The sequence below is a fragment of the Paenalcaligenes suwonensis genome, assembly GCF_011290505.1.
Taxonomy (GTDB): domain Bacteria; phylum Pseudomonadota; class Gammaproteobacteria; order Burkholderiales; family Burkholderiaceae_B; genus Paenalcaligenes; species Paenalcaligenes suwonensis.
Genome location: NZ_JAANPV010000007.1, coordinates 85,575 through 103,247 on the forward strand (window position 1 = coordinate 85,575; position 17,673 = coordinate 103,247).

Genomic DNA, 17,673 nt, shown 5'->3' on the forward strand with positions numbered 1-17,673 from the left:
AACTTGCTTACACTGTCACGGCGCATAAACTGCGCGCCTGCTCACGTGCTTGTTGATCCAGATGCAAAACAGCCTCTAGAGAATTCAACACCACGCTGGGTAATGCGGTAATTTTTTCTATGCTTTCAGCAATCACTTTCACAATATCGGTATACGCGATTTTGCGATTCAGAAAATGCTCTACCGCCACTTCGTTAGCGGCATTCAGCGTAATACACGCTGCTTGAGAACTGCGCAACGCATCAAAGGCCAGTTTCAAACAGGGAAAACGTTGAAAGTCTGGCTCTTCAAAATCCAAGCGCCCTAAGCTAGTAAGCTCTAGCAACCCTACCCCGCTTTGTATGCGCTCTGCACACCCTAAACCATAGGCAATAGGTGTACGCATGTCAGGCTGCCCCAATTGCGCCAGAATGGAACCATCCACATACTCCACCATAGAATGGATCATGCTTTGTGGGTGCACCAACACTTGTATTTGATCAGCAGGCATACCAAAAAGCCAATGCGCCTCGATGACTTCTAAGCCCTTATTGACCATCGTGGCCGAATCCACCGAGATTTTCTTGCCCATGCTCCAATTAGGATGGGCGCACGCCTGTTCTGGCGTCACAGCAGACAGCAACTCGGGAGCCCACGTTCTAAAAGGGCCGCCCGAAGCGGTAATCAACAATCTGCGAATGGTGCTATCGGCGGGAGATGGAACATCGCGACGAATTCGTTCCGGCAAACACTGGTAAATCGCACTGTGTTCACTATCGATGGGGATGAGTTCTGCATTGCCAGCTTTTACGGCATCAATAAACACCTGCCCTGCCGTAATCAACGCTTCTTTGTTTGCCAACAGAATACGCTTACCTGCTGACGCTGCCGCCAAGGCAGGCTCTAGACATGCCGCCCCTACAATCGCCGCCATCACGGTCGTGACTTCAGTATCCGCTGCCGTTTGTGCCAGCGCATGGCTACCCACACGCACCTCAGGCTTAGCAACGCCTTGCCCCAAATACGTCAAAAACTCTGTAGCCGCTTGCTCTGTTGGTACCACAACCACTGTGGGTTGATGCACACGCACCTGCTCAGCCAACTGCTGCATGCTGCGATGCGCCGTTAGCGCATACACATTCATTTTCTCAGGATGCCTAGCAATCACATCCAGTGTGCTACAACCTATAGAGCCTGTTGAGCCCAGCACACAAACACGTTGAAATTCCATCATTAATGCACCAACTTCGCCACTTCCAAAAATGGCCCACCTAGCAACAAAGCTACCGGCGCCACTGGAATCAACGCATCAATACGATCAAACACACCACCATGACCTGGCAACAGATTACTGGAGTCTTTTACTCCTGCACGTCGTTTTAAGAGTGACTCAAACAAATCACCCATCACAGACAATGCCGCCAGCCCTGCCGCAATAATCACCACCAAAGGCCAAGACCAACGCACAGTGAGCGCGTGTGCATAGCTACCCTCAAATTGAGCGGTCAGCACGATGTAGAGCACCACACCTACAACCCCGCCCACAAAACCTGCCCAGGTTTTACCGGGGCTGATACGTGCAGCCAGTTTTGCTTTACCAAAGGCACGGCCACAAAAATACGCCGCAATATCCGCCACCCACACAATAGCCATCATGGATAACAAATACCATGCGTTACGGTACTGCAGCATTTCGTTTAATGATGCCCATGCCACCAACACCGCCACGACGCCAAACACACTTAGCGCAGGCTTCGCCGAGGGGTGATCCACTTGAGCAAAGCCCAGCATCAAACTTACCCCTAGCACCCAATACAGCACCACCAACGGCAGTAAAATCATGAAAAACTGCGCACGTATAGCGTCAGCCCAAGGCTGCAGCTCAGCAGGCTGCCAGCCCACCAATAGCGCTAACATCGCAAGAAAAGACAGAAAGCCCACGCCTGGCGCTAACCAGCTAGCGTTTTCGGGCCAAGATAGGCGCAACCACTCCCATACCGCTGCTGCGGCAATAATGGTCAACAGCAAGGCTAATGGCCATTTGGAAGGTAAGATCATGGCCACCAACAGTACAGCAATCAGCACGACAGCTGTTATCACCCGCTGCTTCAACATAATCTCAACACCTTTTAAAGATTAACGCCCCGCCAGCTGGGCACTAGTGCGACCGAAGCGACGCTCTCTACCGGCATACCATTCAAAGGCATGGGTTAACGCATCGGCATCAAAATCTGGCCAATAACTATCTGTAAAGTACAGCTCGGTATAAGCCAACTGCCAGATTAGAAAGTTTGAAATACGTTGCTCACCACCTGTGCGGACAAATAAATCCGGCTCGGGAGCAAACGCCATAGATAGATAAGGAGTCAGCATATCCTCATCCAGTTGCTCTGGCGCGGATGCCAGCTCTGGATGCTCTGCCAAAAGACGGCGAGTCGCTTGAAGAATATCCCAACGGCCACCATAGTTGGCAGCGATAGTAAGATGCAAGGCGGTATTGTGCTGTGTGCTTTCTTCAGCTTGACGTATGAGCTCTTGCAAACGTGGCTCGAAGGCGGATAAGTCACCTATCACCCGTAGACGCACACCTTGACGACTCAGTTTGCCCACCTCTTTTTCTAACGTTTGCACAAAAAGACGCATCAATAGCGATACTTCTTCTTGTGGCCTACGCCAGTTTTCTGAGCTAAACGCAAACAGTGTCAGGTATTGCACACCCGCTTTGCCACAGGCTTCAACCGCACGGCGCACGGCTTGCATACCGCGTATATGCCCTGCTGTGCGGGGAAGCATGCGACGGGTGGCCCATCTACCGTTACCGTCCATAATAATCGCCAGATGGCGTGGAACAGCACTGTAGTCCGGTATGGATTGTGTAGAACTCTTAGACATGGGCCACACCTGTATAACGGCGTTAAACCGTCATGACTTCTTGTTCTTTTGCTGCGATCAGTTTGTCGATTTCAGCAATGAACTTATCCGTCAATTTTTGAATTTCATCTTGGAAACGACGATCATCGTCTTCAGAGATTTCTTTATCTTTCAGAAGACGCTTTGCCGTATCGTTCGCTTCACGACGCAAATTACGTACAGCCACTTTGGAGTCTTCACCATCGGCACGTACGATTTTTGTCAGGTCACGACGACGCTCTTCTGTCAGTGCTGGCAGTGGTACACGAATGGTTTCACCCAACAAAATTGGATTCAAACCCAAATCGGATTCGCGTATGGCTTTATCCACGGCGGGTGCCATGTGTTTTTCCCATACTTGCAAGTTCAGCGTACGTGCATCCGCAACGCTAACGTTAGCAACCTGACCTACGGGCACATCCGAACCGTAGTACTCAACCATCACATGATCCAACAAACCGGCGTGTGCACGACCTGTACGGATTTTACCTAAACTAACTTGCAGCGCTTCCAAAGAGCGCTTCATGCGGCTCTCGGCTGAACTACGAATTTCAGACAAACTCATTGTTGAATTCCTGTATCAAACGTGTACCAAAGTACCCTCGTCTTCACCACATACTGCGCGGGTCAGCGCGCCAAGTTTGTTGATGGAGAACACTTTGATAGGAAGTTTTCGATCACGGCACAACGCAAAAGCTGTAGCATCCATGACTTCAAGACGACGAACAATAGCTTCATCAAAGCTAATGCGGGCATAACGTGTAGCACCTGGGTCTTTGTTTGGGTCTGCGCTGTAAATACCATCTACTTTGGTTGCTTTCAGCACGATCTCCGCACCCACTTCTGCACCACGCAACGCTGCGGCAGTGTCCGTTGTAAAAAACGGGTTACCTGTACCAGCAGCAAACACCACTACCTTGCCTTCTTCGAGGTAACGCAAGGCTTTGGGACGGATATAAGGCTCTACTACCTGCTCGATATTTAACGCAGATTGTACGCGTGCATCCAGGCCTCGGTTTTTCAATGCATCTTGCAGTGCAAGCGCATTCATCACGGTGGCCATCATTCCCATGTAATCGGCAGTGGCACGGTCCATACCTTGCGCACCTGCAGCAATACCTCGGAAGATATTACCGCCACCAATTACGATACCAACCTGAACACCCATCGCAACGACTTCGGAGATTTCCTCTGTCATGCGCATGATTGTGGCGCGGTTAATGCCAAAGGCATCTTCCCCCATTAGCGCTTCACCAGATAATTTAAGCAGAATACGTTTATAGAGAGGGGTATTCATGGCAGGGCTTCCAGACATAGGTACTGACGAAATTTAATGCAGTAAAACACAATGGCAGACGCCAGTCTATGGCGTCTGCCGAAAAAAACGAAACAGAATTAAAATCTGTCACTGTTTCGTATTAGTTGCCAGCTTGAGCAGCAGCAACTTCAGCAGCGAAGTCTTCAGTGCGACGTTCGATACCTTCACCTACTACAAACAAAGCGTAGCCGTTGATTTGAGCGCCCTGCTCTTTCAACATTTGCTCAACTGTCAGCTTGTCGTTTTTAACGAAAGGCTGGGACAAAAGAGTCACTTCTTTCAAGAATTTGGCAACAGAACCTTCCACCATTTTCTTAACGATTTCTTCTGGCTTGCCGGATTCAGCAGCTTTTTGAGTCGCAACAGAACGCTCTGTTTCGATATCAGCAGCGTCAACACCGGATGCATCCAATGCTTTAGGACGTGTAGCAGCGATGTGCATAGCCAAGTCTTTACCAACTTCGTCGTCACCGGCGAACTCAACCAGAGTAGCGATACGGCCACCGTGCACGTACTGAGCCAGTTTGTTAGCTGTCTCGAAACGTTTGAAGCGACGGATAGTCATGTTTTCGCCAATACGGCCGATCAATTCAGCGCGCACGCTTTCAACTGTACCGCCATTCAGAGGCAATGCAGCCAACGCTTCTACGTCTGCTGGGTTGTTTTCTGCAACCAGTTTAGCTACTTCGTTCACGAAGTTGATGAAATCATCGTTTTTGGCAACAAAGTCGGTTTCGCAGTTCACTTCAACTACGGCACCTTTTTTAGCGTCTTCAGCAATGAATACAGTTACCAAGCCTTCGGCTGTTACACGCGATGCGGCTTTGCTTGCTTTGCTGCCCAGTTTCACACGTAGCAGCTCTTCAGCTTTGGCCATATCGCCATCAGTTTCAACCAGCGCTTTTTTGCACTCCATCATTGGCGCGTCAGTTTTTTCGCGCAGTTCTTTAACCATCGATGCTGAGATTTGAGCCACGATATTCTCCAATTCGGTAAACACGGGCCCTGGCGAACCAGGGCCGAGAAATTCTAAGCGGCGACTATTCAGGGATCATGGCACGAACAGTCGCCACCTGCACAAGGCAGGGTTTAAGAGAAGAGATTACTCTTCGCTGTCGGTTTCTTCGACAACTTCAACTTCTTCCACTTCAACGAATTCTTCGTTTTCGCGGATGCCTTCAACCAAACCGCTCAGAGCTTGGTTACGGCCTTCCAGAACGGCATCAGCCATGCCACGTGCGTACAACGCAATAGCTTTAGCCGAGTCATCGTTACCTGGGATAACTTTAGTCAAACCATCTGGGGAGTGGTTAGTATCAACAACTGCTACTACTGGAATGCCCAATGTACGAGCCTCAGCAACAGCAATTTTGTGGTAACCAACGTCGATCACGAACAGTGCGTCTGGCAGCTTGTTCATGTCTTTGATACCGCCGATGGATTTGTGCAGTTTTTCCAGCTCACGCTCAAACAGCAGACCTTCTTTCTTAGTCATGCGCTCCAGTGCACCTTCGGCCACTTGAGCTTCCATGTCTTTCAGACGTTTGATAGAAGTTTTAACTGTTTTGAAGTTGGTCATCATACCGCCCAGCCAACGGCTGTCTACGTATGGCATACCGCAACGTTCGGCTTCAGCAGCTACCAATTCACGCGCAGCGCGTTTAGTACCTACGAACAAAACATTACCACCACGAGCCACTAGCTGAGTGATGAACTTTTGAGAGTCGATGAAGTTGACAACCGTTTTTTCCAGGTTGATGATGTGGATACGGTTACGTTGACCAAAAATGTACTGAGCCATTTTTGGGTTCCAGAAACGGGTTTGGTGGCCGAAGTGTACGCCGGCTTCCAACATTTCACGCATTAAAGACATGCTGTTCTCACAAGGGTTAGGTCTTGTACCCATTCAGTATCCGGTAGGGATCTTGCACTAAAAACTAGGCAATCTTCCAGACACCCCGAGACAAATGGGCACGCGATTTACATAAATAAAAGTCTTACCCATGCCGCCGCAAGACTCTCTCAAAAGCTATACAATGAAGTAAAGACTAGTGGCGAAATACGGGTAAGTCCGTAATTTTACTATTTTTAAACGCTTTAATTCAAGTCATCATGAGTATTATTGTTTCCGATCCCGCTGATTTAGATAAAATGCGCGCTGCCTGCCAGGCTGCTGCAGCCACCCTGGACTTCCTAGGTACGCATGTACGTGCTGGCATTACTACGGCTGAATTGGACGAGCTCTGCAAAGACTTCATCACCAACACATTGCATGTAGAGTCTGCCACTGTAGGCTACGCCCCTCCTGGCTATCCGCCATTTCCGGGCGCTATTTGCACCTCCGTTAATCACGTTATTTGCCATGGTATTCCTGGCGACAAAGCATTGAAAAACGGCGACATCCTGAACATCGACGTCACCGTAATCAAAGACGGTTGGTTTGGTGACACAAGTCGTATGTATTTTGTGGGCGAGCCGTCTATTTTGGCTAAACGTTTGGTAGAAACCACCTACGAATGTATGTGGCTAGGCATTGATATGGTCAAGCCTGGCGCACGTTTGGGCGATATCGGCCACGTGATTCAACAACACGCCGAATCCAAAAACTACTCCGTCGTACGTGAATATTGCGGTCACGGTATTGGTCAAAAGTTCCACCAAGACCCACAAGTGTTGCATTACGGCAAACCCGGCACCGGTGTAGAGCTAAAACCCGGCATGATTTTCACGATTGAGCCCATGATCAACGCTGGCCGTCGTGATATTCGTACCTTGCCAGACCAATGGACTGTCGTGACTCGCGACCGTAGTTTGTCTGCACAATGGGAGCACAGCATTCTGGTTACCGAAACAGGCTACGAAGTGCTTACCATCTCTCCGGATATGCCTGCACCACCTGCGTTTGTAAAAGGCTATAAGGCCTAGCCCCAACGTGGCAATCGCCGCCATACGCTCGCGTCACGAACTGCGACGACGCAAAGCCATAGAACGGTTCCAGCGCAACCATCGCGCGGAACCGTTGTTGCGCAGACTCAGCCAAATATCCGATCAAACACTCAAAAAACTCTTTGCGCTGTCCAAACTACCCACTGAGTGCGCTCTGTGCGCCGTAGGTGGATATGGGCGTAAAGAGCTATACCCTGAGTCTGATCTGGATATCTTGATCCTTTTGCCCACTGCGCCTACTCCTACCATTGCAGCACAAGTAGAGGCCTTTATTGCCTCGCTGTGGGATACCGGACTAAAAGCGGCACACGCCGTACGCACGGTCACACAATGTGTCAGCGAAGCACGCACAGACATCACCACACAGACGTCACTCTTAGACGCCCGTTGGGTTTGTGGCTCTTCTGCCTTAGTCAAAGAGCTACAAATCCAACTGCATGATGCCTTAAACCCTCAGGCTTTTTTCTTGGCTAAACGCGCTGAAATGCGCCAGCGACATCTGCGCTATCAAGGCACAGCCTACGCACTAGAACCTAACTGCAAAGAATCCCCAGGCGCGCTACGCGACCTGCAAGTCTTGTTTTGGGTAGCCAAAGCCGCCGGCTTAGGTGACACCTGGTCTGATATTGCCGCCACCGGCTTATTGGACGAAGCCGAATTACGTGCCATTAAACGCGTCAGCACAGCCTTTATGCGTTTACGGGTTGAGTTGCACTTACTGTGCGAACGACGTGAAGACAGGCTGCTCTTTGATGTACAGCCACGCCTAGCAAAGCTCTATGGCTTTCAAGATAGTGATGGGCGTTTAGCCAGTGAAGTGCTGATGCAGCGTTATTATTGGGCCGCACGCGTTGTTTCCCAATTAAACCTGATTTTCATGCAGGAACTGGAAGAGCATCTACTGCCTGCTTCTGACCCATTACCCGTGCCGCTAGACGATGATTTTGAAATTCTGAATCACCGCTTGCATCTACGCGCACCAGAGCAATTACCGCAAAACCCTGCACTGTTATTTCGTAGTTTTCTACACCTACAGCAGCAGCCGCAACTGCAAGGCATGAATGCCTCTACGTTGCGCGCCATTTGGCATCATCGCCGCCTAATAGACGAACGTTTTCGTAGCACGCCAGAAAACAGGCAATTATTTATACAGATTTTGCAGCAGCCACGAGGCGTCTTGCACGCGTTGCGTCTGATGACCATGCTGAACATTTTGCCTCGCTACTTGCCGCCGTTTAGACGCATTGTTGGCCAGATGCAGCACGATTTATTCCATACCTACACGGTGGATCAACACACCCTGATGGTGATACGTAATCTGCGCCGGTTCTGCATGGCTGACCATGCTAACGAACACCCCCTAGCCGCAGAACTTGCTACTGATTTCACCGATTACTGGGTGTTATATATTGCCGCCTTGTTTCACGATATTGCGAAGGGCCGTGGTGGCAACCACTCGGAACTTGGTGCTATTGATGCGCAACAGTTTTGTGCAGAGCACGGTTTAAGCGATGAGCAAACCACGCTGGTGGTGTTCTTAGTACGTGAGCACCTGCAAATGTCATTGGTTGCCCAAAAGCGCGACATTTACGACCCTGCTGTAGTGAAAGAGTTTGCAAGTCAGCTACCCAACATGCATACCCTAGATGCACTTTACATGCTGACTATTGCCGATATTAAGGGCACCAACCCCAATATCTGGAATACGTGGAAAGCCAAGCTGTTGGATGATTTGTATCACCTTGCCCATAAGGCGCTACGCCACCAAAACACTTTACCTACAGGCAGTTTTTTGGCACAGCGCAAACAGGCTGCCCAACAGCAACTGCTTGAACGAGGCTTAACGCTGGATGCTATACAGAAGTTTTGGGGCATCTTAGATACCGACTACTTCTTACGCCACGACAGCGAAGACATCATTTGGCACAGCCATGAGCTATGCCCTATTTGGGAACAGGCTAACTTTGCCTACGCCTCGGTACACGCCTTGGGCAATGATCACTTGCATCAAGTCATGGTCTACGCGCCCGACCGATCCGACCTCTTCATGCATTTGTGCCAGTTTTTTGATCAAAACGGTTTGGGCATTCAAGATGCCCGTATCTACACCACTCAAAATCACTGGGCGCTGGACACCTTTGTGGTAGAGGTTCCCCCGGAAACGGCTCAACAACCATCGTTTGCTAAGCGATTAAAGCTCAGCCTAGAGCATTGGCTGCAACAAAGCACCACTGCAGACGACCCCGAGCCCACAGACTATATCGCGCCTTACGAAGCCCAAGCTCGTGCCTTCCCCATTACTCCTACGTTTGAACTTAGCTTGCACGGTACGCACCTCTGGAAACTCACAATAGTCACCAGCGATCGCAAAGGACTGTTGTATAGTCTCGCTAAAGTTTTTGTCAGCAATGGTATCAATCTAAAATCTGCCAAAATCATGACGCTAGGCCAACGGGTAGAAGATAGCTTTTTGCTTTACAGCGAACACTTGCAGCACCAAACCCATTTCAAACATTTCGAGCGACAACTCGCTGACACGCTTTAATCTCTGGATTATGTAAATGACAGATTCAGTCTTATGGTTGGATTTTGGTAGAAGTTTTCTATTTACCATCGCCACCCTGCTTCCCATGCTTAACCCACCGGCTGCCGCCCCTATCTTTCTAACGCTCACAGAAGGGGCCTCGGTATCTGCACGAAATGAGCTCGCCAAACGCGTCTGCATCAACATCTTTATTATGTTGGGCATCGCCTTGGTAGCGGGTAATTTGGTGTTGGACTTCCTGGGTATTTCCTTACCTATTATTCGTATAGGTGGCGGCTTATTAGTCATTGCTACCGCATGGAATTTAGTGGTTGCCACCGACCCTGACACCAGCCATGCACAAGACATAGTAGAACAATACTCGTTTGAGAAAGTACGCTCAAAAGCCTTCTACCCCTTAACATTTCCTATGCTTTGTGGGCCAGGTTCTATCTCCGCAGCCTTAACGGTTGGGGTAACCTTACACGACACCACCACAACGCTTACCGCCAGTAAGCTAACTGGCTCTGTGACCGCCATTGCAGCAGCCGCCTTAGTGGTATACATGTGCTTACGTTTTGCATCGCAGTTTCTTTATAAGCTAGGCACTACTGGTACCGCCGTGCTGATGCGCTTATCCGCATTTATCTTGCTGTGCCTAGGCGTACAAATTGTGTGGGATGGCGTGCATGACTTAGTTTTGAACCTACTGATCGAAGCCGCTAACGCCACACGCACCTAAACCCTTAGCCCTTTTTATTGCATCCACAATGAATTCTACCTCCACGAGATTGCTGTTCCTGCTATCTGGACTGTGCTTTATCGCATTGGCTATAGCACTGGTTTCCCAACACATGTTTGGCATGCGCCCTTGCGCATGGTGCGTACTACAACGCTTAATGCTTATTGCTGTGGGTGTGGGATGTTTATTCGCCGGTGTCGCACTAAAACTGAATCTAAACCTCTTAGGTAAACTGCTCACACTGTTAAGTGCCCTGCTATCAGCTAGCGGTATTTGGGCCGCGTGGCACCAGTACAGCGTGGCATCACTCAGCTTCTCGTGTGACCAAACATTGGCCGACCGCATCATGACCCAGTCAGGCTTAGAAAGCCAATTCCCATCGTTATTTGGCATCTATGCCACCTGCATGGATGCGCGCGTCGAACTGCTGGGTATTGAGTATGCACTGTGGGGGATGGGCTTATTTGCCGTATGCTTACTCGCGCTGTTATACGTTCTGTTTACCAAACCAGCACATCACGCTTAACACCGTAACATCGCTACACATTGTGGCCTACACTGGAGGCCTCTTGCCGCTGGCATCCACATACCATCACACCTGAGTTTATGGATCAAATCATCGAGCTGTTTACCGCAGTTGGTCTGGGGCTAACCTTAATGCTCCCACTGGCCAACCCACTGACTTCCATGACGTTGCTGCTGTCATTGGGCCGTCATATCCCTCTGCAAGAACGCAACAAACAAATTAATCAGGCTGCTGTGTATGTGGTGCTGATTATGTTGGTCACCTACTTTGCCGGCCAATGGGTAATGCATTCCTTTGGAATATCTATTCCTGGCCTGCGCATTGCGGGTGGACTTATTGTGGCCTTCATTGGCTTCACCATGCTGTTCCCCACACAAGATAACCAGTCTATGCCAGAGGCCGATGCAAACGCCGATGCGCTGGCACAGCGCAAGGCGGTCAATATCGCTTTTGTGCCATTGGCACTACCTGGCACCGCAGGCCCCGGTACTATCGCGTTCATTATTAGTGCGACGGCCACCATGCAATCTGATGCCGTGCATTACTCCACGCTCACCATCATTCTGGCCCCTATTCTGGTTTTCCTACTGTTAGGCGTTATATTCTGGATCTGCCTACGTAGCGCAAACACTATCAACAAATTTCTGGGTGAAGGTGGTGTACAAGCCATCGCCCGCGTAATGGGGTTCTTGCTGGTGTGTATGGGTATTCAGTTCGTGATTAACGGCATACTGGAAATCATCACGCAACATGGCGCGCCAGTCATCTAAATAGCAACGCTGCAGTATGCTGACGCATTATGCAGCACAGTGATGCAGTGCTTACCCTGCTGGCATAACGAATGCAGCCGTAGTAAGCGTGGCACCATCAATGCCACGAGCACAGGCTAAAGTAGTTTTTGCATTTTATTAACTAAATTTATTATTATCTCAATAATCAGTTAATGATTTTAAATTAATAGCTATTTAATTATTTTTACTTTAAAAAAATCGCATAAATCCAATAAAGATTTATGCGCCATGACCGCTTGTTCTATTATTTTTTCATGCCTTTGATACCGTTAATCAGCAAGCCCAAACCCAGCGCTAGCGACAACCCCATCAAGAACATGTAAATCATGTGGCCACCAAAATCACCTTGGTTAGCTGAGCTGATTGCTTGAGCTACATCACGTGCAGAACCTGCACCACCTGATTGAGCTTGCATCATCGCCACAAAACCTACACTGGTTTTACACTGACCAATTAATGCATCAGCACTATTACCGTAGTTAGCAAGCACTTGCTTTTCACACGCTGCTTGCTCAGCAGAGCTAATACCTGGGTCTTGGCTTTTCCAGTAAATCAGTGCACTCAGCACTAGCAGGACTACCCCGATGATTAGCGAATTTTTAGGACTTAATTTTTTCACTCTAGCTTCCCGATTTATATATAATTTTTTAACCCACATAAAACAAAATTCTGCTTTTACAAAATTTTGAGCAGGGATTATAAACCACGGATGAAAAAACAATAATCCAATACATTGTTAAATTTGAAAAACTTATTTCCGAATAAAACAAAAAGTACAGCGATGTTCAACTCAAGCTCCTGCATCCTTGTGTAACAACACCGTAAAACCATTAATCATCGCCGCTAAGCCATAGTCAAATGCAGGCTCTGCATCCATCAAAGATTGATCCGAAAACAAATGCTGCAAAAACTCTGGTGCTTCAGCCCCACACAGCAGCTCTCTGCCCCTATTTATAGCCGCTGCCTGTGTATTTTGCTGCTCTAGCACTGCCCCCACGGTGTAATGACTAATCGTCATTAAAACCCTTAGCGCATCAGCCCCGCTAAACCCTGCAGCACACAATAAACGCACTTGTGCTTCTATCGCTGCATACTGTGGACTTGAGGGCCCAGTGCCGGCATGGATGCGTGCCCCATCTCTATACGCCAGCAATGCCGCTCTAAAACTACGGGCATTATTAGTCAAAAACTCTTGCCAACTTTCACCCTGCGCAGGAAAACAGTGCGTGTGCCGCTCTGCTAGCATGGCCTCAGCTAACGCCGACAACAAGGCTTCTTTGTTTTGAAAGTGCCAATATAGCGCTGGCTGCTGTACCTGTAGCTTCTCTGCCAATTTGCGTGTAGTCAGCGCGTCAACGCCCACTTCATTAAGTAGCTCTAACGCTGCACGAATCACTTTATCTCTGTCTAGTTTTGCCATCCAACGTTATCCTTGTGTCGATAATTTATCAATGATAAATTTATCACAATTATGCCTCTATTTCCTCACATCAACAAAACCCTAGCGCTAGTACTGTTCGTCGTCACTCTGGATGCCATGGGCCTTGGGCTCATCATGCCTGTACTGCCCGCTTTACTACGCGAGTTTCTACCCACTCATCACATTGCTACTCACTATGGCATTTTGCTTTCACTGTATGCCTTTATGCAGGTGATTTTCGCACCGGTATTGGGCCGTCTTTCAGACCGCTATGGTAGACGCCCTATTCTGCTCGCATCCTTAGCAGGCGCCACTATAGACTACGCGATCATGGCAGCCACACCCACCTTTTGGGTGTTATACCTAGGTAGATTACTGGCGGGTATTACGGGTGCCACAGGTGCTGTAGCGGCCTCTACGATTGCGGACTGCACCCGTAGCAGTGATCGCGCAAAATGGTTTGACTACATGGGAGCCTGCTATGGCGCGGGCCTGATTACAGGACCCGCTCTTGGGGGAGCACTAGGCGCCATATCCGTACAGGGCCCATTTGCAGCCGCTGCGCTACTCAACGGGTTAGCCTTAGTCTTAACCTATTTCGCTCTTAAAGAAAGCCATGCCACACCACGCGCCTCAACCACCAACAAACCGCCACATACAGCAATAGCCCCCAAACCTATATTCGCTGGCCTCACAGCATTACTAGTAGTGTTTTTTATTTTGCAGCTTATAGGCCAAGTCCCTGCTTCTCTCTGGGTCATCTATGGCGAAGATCGCTTCCACTGGAATACCGCAATGGTAGGTATTTCTTTGACTGCTTTTGGTGCTATCCATGCCATCTTCCAAGCGTTTCTTATCGGGCCATTAACGCAAAAAATCGGGGCAAAACACACCATCGTAATAGGCACGATGACCGATGCTATTGGTCTACTATGCTTAGCTTTTGCCACCCAAAGCTGGATGGTGTTTCCTATATTAGGGTTACTTGCTACAGGTGGCATCGCCCTACCAGCTCTACAAGCTTGGCTCGCAAACACTGCTAACGCACAAGCACAAGGCACCTTACAAGGAACGCTCACCAGCCTCACTAACCTTAGCGCCATCATTGGCCCTCTAGGTTTTACAGCGTTGTATTCAGCCACATCATGGAATGGCTGGCCCTGGGTAGTGGGCGCTTCTCTGTATCTGGTTTGTTTACTGGTATTAAAAAAACGTTAGCGACTGGAAAATTATTCCAGTCGCTAACGTCCTTACACTGCTCATGCAGCAGCTCGTGCCTCGTACGTAATACCACCCTGCCTACGCAATAACATAAACACGACTACGGCTATCACCATCGCCAGCCCTGCCAACGCATACAGTACGTGCACAAAAGACTGCGCATAGCTTTGCGCTAACTGGGACTCTAGCCCTGGTAGCAACGTCGTCGCCGCACGTAACTCGCCCAACGCTGCTAATCCAGCACCTTTCATCACATCATCGGCGGCTAATAGCCCTAAATCTTGAAGTAGGTCTTGCTGTATTAACGTGGCCAACAACACACTGACTACGGCAATAGCAACACCATCCGCTGATACACGCACCGTATTAAAAATACCCGTTGCCATCCCTACTCTATCAGGGCTAACCACACTCACCGCCATCGCATCCATCAGACCCCATGGCAACCCTATCCCAACCCCTATTATCAACAACGGTAATTGCACCGCTTGACCACCACCCGTGACATAGAACACGCCTTGCCAGCTACTCATCTCTACTACCCAGCCAGCCACCCATGGCCCGAATGACAACCCCAACCCAAAGGTAGTGCCGAGCAAGCTAAAAGCCCTAGCACGCGCCGCCCCCTCGAACAGAGGAGCTAACGAGGTCATCGCTGCTGCAAAAGCGGCTGCGCCACCCAATCCCTGTAGCAACCGTAGGATATCGACCCACACAACAGAAGGCATGAAGGGGATCGCGAAGGTAACCGCGCAAAACCACGCTAGTCCCAACAACCAAATACGTCGACGCCCATAAATATCGGTCAAACTGCCTGACACCATCACGGCACCGCCATAACTCAGGATATACGCATTCATAATCCAACTAAGCTGTGTGGCAGTCCCTCCTAACTCGGCACTGATAGCAGGTAGCACTACCGCTGGACCAGTAAAGCACAACGGAATCAGCAGCCCTGTTAAACAAGCTGCAAGCAACTGAAGCCATCGCATAGCGGATGGCTGTGAAGAGTAATGCATGGTTTCTCTACTGTAAAAATCATTGGTAGCCAGCACCTACTCCACAACGAGAAAATGCGTGACCACACAAACAAAGCAGTAGCTTAGGGCTTAAATTAGATAAGAAAAATATGCTAGAGTAATCAACACTTCGGACATTTTTGTCTTAAAAAGAGCCGCTTTATGATTGATAACTTGGGCAGTATTGGCGTATTTGTGCGCGTAGCAGAAAAGCTGGGATTTTCTACCGTAGCACGTGAGTTAGGGTTGTCGCCGTCAGCAGTAGGTAAAGCCATATGCCGCTTAGAAGACCGCTTAGGCGTACGCTTATTTCATCGCAGCACACGAACCTTGGCGTTAACAGCGGATGGCGAACGCTTTCTTGAGCGATGCTTGCGCATTATGGCGGAAGTAGAAGCTGCCGAGCTAGAAATGACCAATGCCAGCGAAACGCCACACGGCAAATTACGAGTAAGCCTGCCCAAATACAGCAGCTTATTTCAACCGGCTATTGCCCGTTTTATGCAACGCTATCCCGACGTGGAACTGGATCTGGACTTCTCTGACCACATTGTCGATGTCATTGGTGATGGCTTTGACGCGGCCATACGCACGGGTACACTCACAGACTCCAGTTTAAAACGACGTAAAATTGGCGAACTACGTCGTGTGCTTGTGGGTTCCCCCCTTTATTTAGCCCAGCATGGACGCCCCCAACACCCAGCAGACTTGCTCGCGCACACCTGTTTGCACTACCGTTTTCCCACCAATGGCCGTCTAGAACCTTGGCCCTTACCCCCTGACGCCGATGGCAACGCTTTAGAGCTACCCCGATCTTTTGTCTGCAATAGCATAGAGATGCGCACACACTTGGTATTAAATGGCCAAGGACTTGCCTGCTTGCCAGACTTTAGCGTGGCCGACTATGTACAAACAGGGCAACTACACACCATCTTAGAAGACAGTATTCACGACACCCCTATTGCGATCTGGATAGTGTGGCCCTCTAGCCGTGATTTATCCCCAAAACTACGGGCGTTTATTGACAGCATCAGTGAAACAGCCTTGGGGATCAGCGGCGCATTAGCTGTGCTGTATGATGAGCTCGGCCAGCAGACCCGCAGCAATCGCCATCATACAAAAACCAGATAACTGACTAACCTTATGTGCCATTTCAGGCCTGGTTTGCAACACCGCTTGCGAGCTATAGCCCACCAACAAATACACCGCACCACAACTGACCAAATGTATACCGCCTAAGGTCAGCATTTGTACAGACAAGGGCCAGTTGCTGGCAGGATCTGCAAACTGTGGGAACAAGGCTAGAAACAATAAAAACACTTTAGGGTTTAAACCGCTCACCCCTATGCCTTTAACGATCCACTGCAAACGGCGATCAGGCGCATTACTGAACTCTGCCAGTGGCGACACAGGGTGGCGAATCATCCCCACACCTAACCACAGCAAATACATCGCCCCCACAATGGTTACCGTATCTAGCGCATAGGGAATATCCGCTACCAATGCCCCTACCCCGGCGGCTACCAACCCTGTAACAGCCAAGTGCCCCAACAACATACCACTCACCGCAGGGGCCACCACCGTCTTACCCCGAATACCGGCTGAAATCGCATAGGCCCAGTCCATACCAGGCACAATCACCAACAAAAAAGACACCAGCCAAAACGACGCCAAAATGCTGAACGACACACTAACCTCTATTGATTAAACACACTCAAAAATTAATAGGAAGAATATCCCCAATCCATTAGAATGTGCTTTCAAATAAAGACTAAATACAGCATATTTTTAGAAGAAAATTGCAAATGGATGACTTTGACAAGAAGATTCTTGCTGAACTTCAATCCGATGGCCGTTTAACCATCACCGAACTGGCAGAACGGGTAGGTTTAAGCCTGTCCCCCTGCCACCGTCGCTTAAAGGCATTAGAGCAATCTGGCGCCATACGTGACTACCGTGCACAGTTGAATCCACTCGCCCTAGGTTTAGGATTTTCAGCTGTAGTATTTGTGACCATGCGTGATGGTAACCAAGAAAACATCAACCGTTTTGAAGCCGCCGTCATCGATATTCCGCAGATCATCGAAGCTAAGCGTTTGTTTGGTGACCCAGACTACATGCTGCAAATTGTCGTTAAAGATTTAGAAGCCTACCAAGTACTGTATGACCGACAGCTATCTGCCATGCCGGGGGTGCAGCGCTTAACATCTACGTTGGTGATGAAGAATTTGGTGCAGAATCGGGAACTGCCGTTGTAAGCACCATAAGAAATGGCCC

19 protein-coding genes are annotated in these 17,673 nt (G+C 49.3%); 8 read left to right on the plus strand and 11 right to left on the minus strand.

Annotated elements, in window-relative coordinates:
• Positions 1-7: 7 nt before the first annotated feature.
• From ispC to rpsB, 7 genes are all read right to left on the minus strand, one after another.
• A complete protein-coding gene (gene ispC, locus GY634_RS11945; RefSeq protein WP_166408804.1) occupies positions 8-1,213 on the minus strand; it encodes a 1-deoxy-D-xylulose-5-phosphate reductoisomerase in 1,206 nt (401 codons plus the stop codon).
• The gene (locus tag GY634_RS11950; protein ID WP_166408806.1) at positions 1,213-2,094 is read right to left on the minus strand and encodes a phosphatidate cytidylyltransferase; all 882 of its coding nucleotides are present in this window, start codon (positions 2,092-2,094) and stop codon (positions 1,213-1,215) included. Before GY634_RS11950 ends, ispC begins: the two co-directional genes overlap by 1 nt.
• A 21-nt stretch (positions 2,095-2,115) precedes the next feature.
• Positions 2,116-2,871 (minus strand): polyprenyl diphosphate synthase, encoded by a 756-nt coding sequence (gene uppS / locus GY634_RS11955; protein ID WP_166408808.1) that lies wholly within the window; start codon positions 2,869-2,871, stop codon positions 2,116-2,118.
• A gap of 22 nt (positions 2,872-2,893) precedes the next feature.
• Positions 2,894-3,454, minus strand: a complete 561-nt coding sequence (frr, locus tag GY634_RS11960; protein ID WP_166408810.1) for a ribosome recycling factor — start codon at positions 3,452-3,454, stop codon at positions 2,894-2,896.
• A gap of 15 nt (positions 3,455-3,469) precedes the next feature.
• On the minus strand, positions 3,470-4,186 hold the full coding sequence (gene pyrH, locus GY634_RS11965) for a UMP kinase (protein ID WP_135865564.1): 717 nt from the start codon (positions 4,184-4,186) through the stop codon (positions 3,470-3,472).
• A gap of 121 nt (positions 4,187-4,307) precedes the next feature.
• Complete coding sequence (gene tsf, locus GY634_RS11970; RefSeq protein WP_166408812.1) at positions 4,308-5,183, minus strand: translation elongation factor Ts; 876 nt, start codon at positions 5,181-5,183, stop codon at positions 4,308-4,310.
• 126 nt (positions 5,184-5,309) lie between these two features.
• Positions 5,310-6,080, minus strand: a complete 771-nt coding sequence (rpsB, locus tag GY634_RS11975) for a 30S ribosomal protein S2 (RefSeq protein WP_166408814.1) — start codon at positions 6,078-6,080, stop codon at positions 5,310-5,312.
• 239 nt (positions 6,081-6,319) lie between these two features.
• Between rpsB and map the strand changes: the two genes are divergently transcribed.
• The 5 genes from map (at position 6,320) to GY634_RS12000 (ending at position 11,715) form a co-directional block, all read left to right on the plus strand.
• On the plus strand, positions 6,320-7,132 hold the full coding sequence (map, locus tag GY634_RS11980) for a type I methionyl aminopeptidase (protein ID WP_166408816.1): 813 nt from the start codon (positions 6,320-6,322) through the stop codon (positions 7,130-7,132).
• Between the two features lie 7 nt (positions 7,133-7,139).
• On the plus strand, positions 7,140-9,698 hold the full coding sequence (locus tag GY634_RS11985; protein ID WP_166408818.1) for a [protein-PII] uridylyltransferase: 2,559 nt from the start codon (positions 7,140-7,142) through the stop codon (positions 9,696-9,698).
• 16 nt (positions 9,699-9,714) lie between these two features.
• On the plus strand, positions 9,715-10,419 hold the full coding sequence (locus GY634_RS11990) for a MarC family protein (protein ID WP_166408820.1): 705 nt from the start codon (positions 9,715-9,717) through the stop codon (positions 10,417-10,419).
• A gap of 28 nt (positions 10,420-10,447) precedes the next feature.
• Complete coding sequence (locus GY634_RS11995) at positions 10,448-10,945, plus strand: disulfide bond formation protein B (RefSeq protein ID WP_166408822.1); 498 nt, start codon at positions 10,448-10,450, stop codon at positions 10,943-10,945.
• An 80-nt stretch (positions 10,946-11,025) separates the two neighbouring features.
• Positions 11,026-11,715 (plus strand): MarC family NAAT transporter, encoded by a 690-nt coding sequence (locus GY634_RS12000; protein WP_278249036.1) that lies wholly within the window; start codon positions 11,026-11,028, stop codon positions 11,713-11,715.
• Between the two features lie 265 nt (positions 11,716-11,980).
• On the opposite strand, the gene GY634_RS12005 is transcribed toward GY634_RS12000, so the two are convergent.
• Both GY634_RS12005 and tetR read right to left on the minus strand, forming a co-directional pair.
• Positions 11,981-12,355: a hypothetical protein gene (locus GY634_RS12005; protein ID WP_166408824.1), complete on the minus strand. Its 375-nt coding sequence runs from the start codon at positions 12,353-12,355 to the stop codon at positions 11,981-11,983.
• A gap of 171 nt (positions 12,356-12,526) precedes the next feature.
• The gene (gene tetR, locus GY634_RS12010) at positions 12,527-13,156 is read right to left on the minus strand and encodes a tetracycline resistance transcriptional repressor TetR (protein WP_166408827.1); all 630 of its coding nucleotides are present in this window, start codon (positions 13,154-13,156) and stop codon (positions 12,527-12,529) included.
• Positions 13,157-13,225: 69 nt separating this feature from the next.
• On the opposite strand from tetR, the gene tet reads away from it, so the two are divergent.
• On the plus strand, positions 13,226-14,374 hold the full coding sequence (gene tet / locus GY634_RS12015; RefSeq protein WP_423227305.1) for a Tet(A)/Tet(B)/Tet(C) family tetracycline efflux MFS transporter: 1,149 nt from the start codon (positions 13,226-13,228) through the stop codon (positions 14,372-14,374).
• A 41-nt stretch (positions 14,375-14,415) separates the two neighbouring features.
• Here tet and GY634_RS12020 read toward each other — a convergent pair whose 3' ends face one another.
• On the minus strand, positions 14,416-15,396 hold the full coding sequence (locus GY634_RS12020; protein WP_166408831.1) for an MFS transporter: 981 nt from the start codon (positions 15,394-15,396) through the stop codon (positions 14,416-14,418).
• A 165-nt stretch (positions 15,397-15,561) separates the two neighbouring features.
• Between GY634_RS12020 and GY634_RS12025 the strand changes: the two genes are divergently transcribed.
• Positions 15,562-16,527, plus strand: a complete 966-nt coding sequence (locus GY634_RS12025; protein WP_207625604.1) for a LysR family transcriptional regulator — start codon at positions 15,562-15,564, stop codon at positions 16,525-16,527.
• Here GY634_RS12025 and GY634_RS12030 read toward each other — a convergent pair.
• A complete protein-coding gene (locus GY634_RS12030) occupies positions 16,459-17,085 on the minus strand; it encodes a LysE family translocator (RefSeq protein ID WP_166408835.1) in 627 nt (208 codons plus the stop codon). The genes GY634_RS12025 and GY634_RS12030 overlap by 69 nt on opposite strands.
• A 116-nt stretch (positions 17,086-17,201) precedes the next feature.
• On the opposite strand from GY634_RS12030, the gene GY634_RS12035 reads away from it, so the two are divergent.
• The gene (locus GY634_RS12035; protein WP_135863419.1) at positions 17,202-17,654 is read left to right on the plus strand and encodes an Lrp/AsnC family transcriptional regulator; all 453 of its coding nucleotides are present in this window, start codon (positions 17,202-17,204) and stop codon (positions 17,652-17,654) included.
• Positions 17,655-17,673 lie beyond the last annotated feature (19 nt).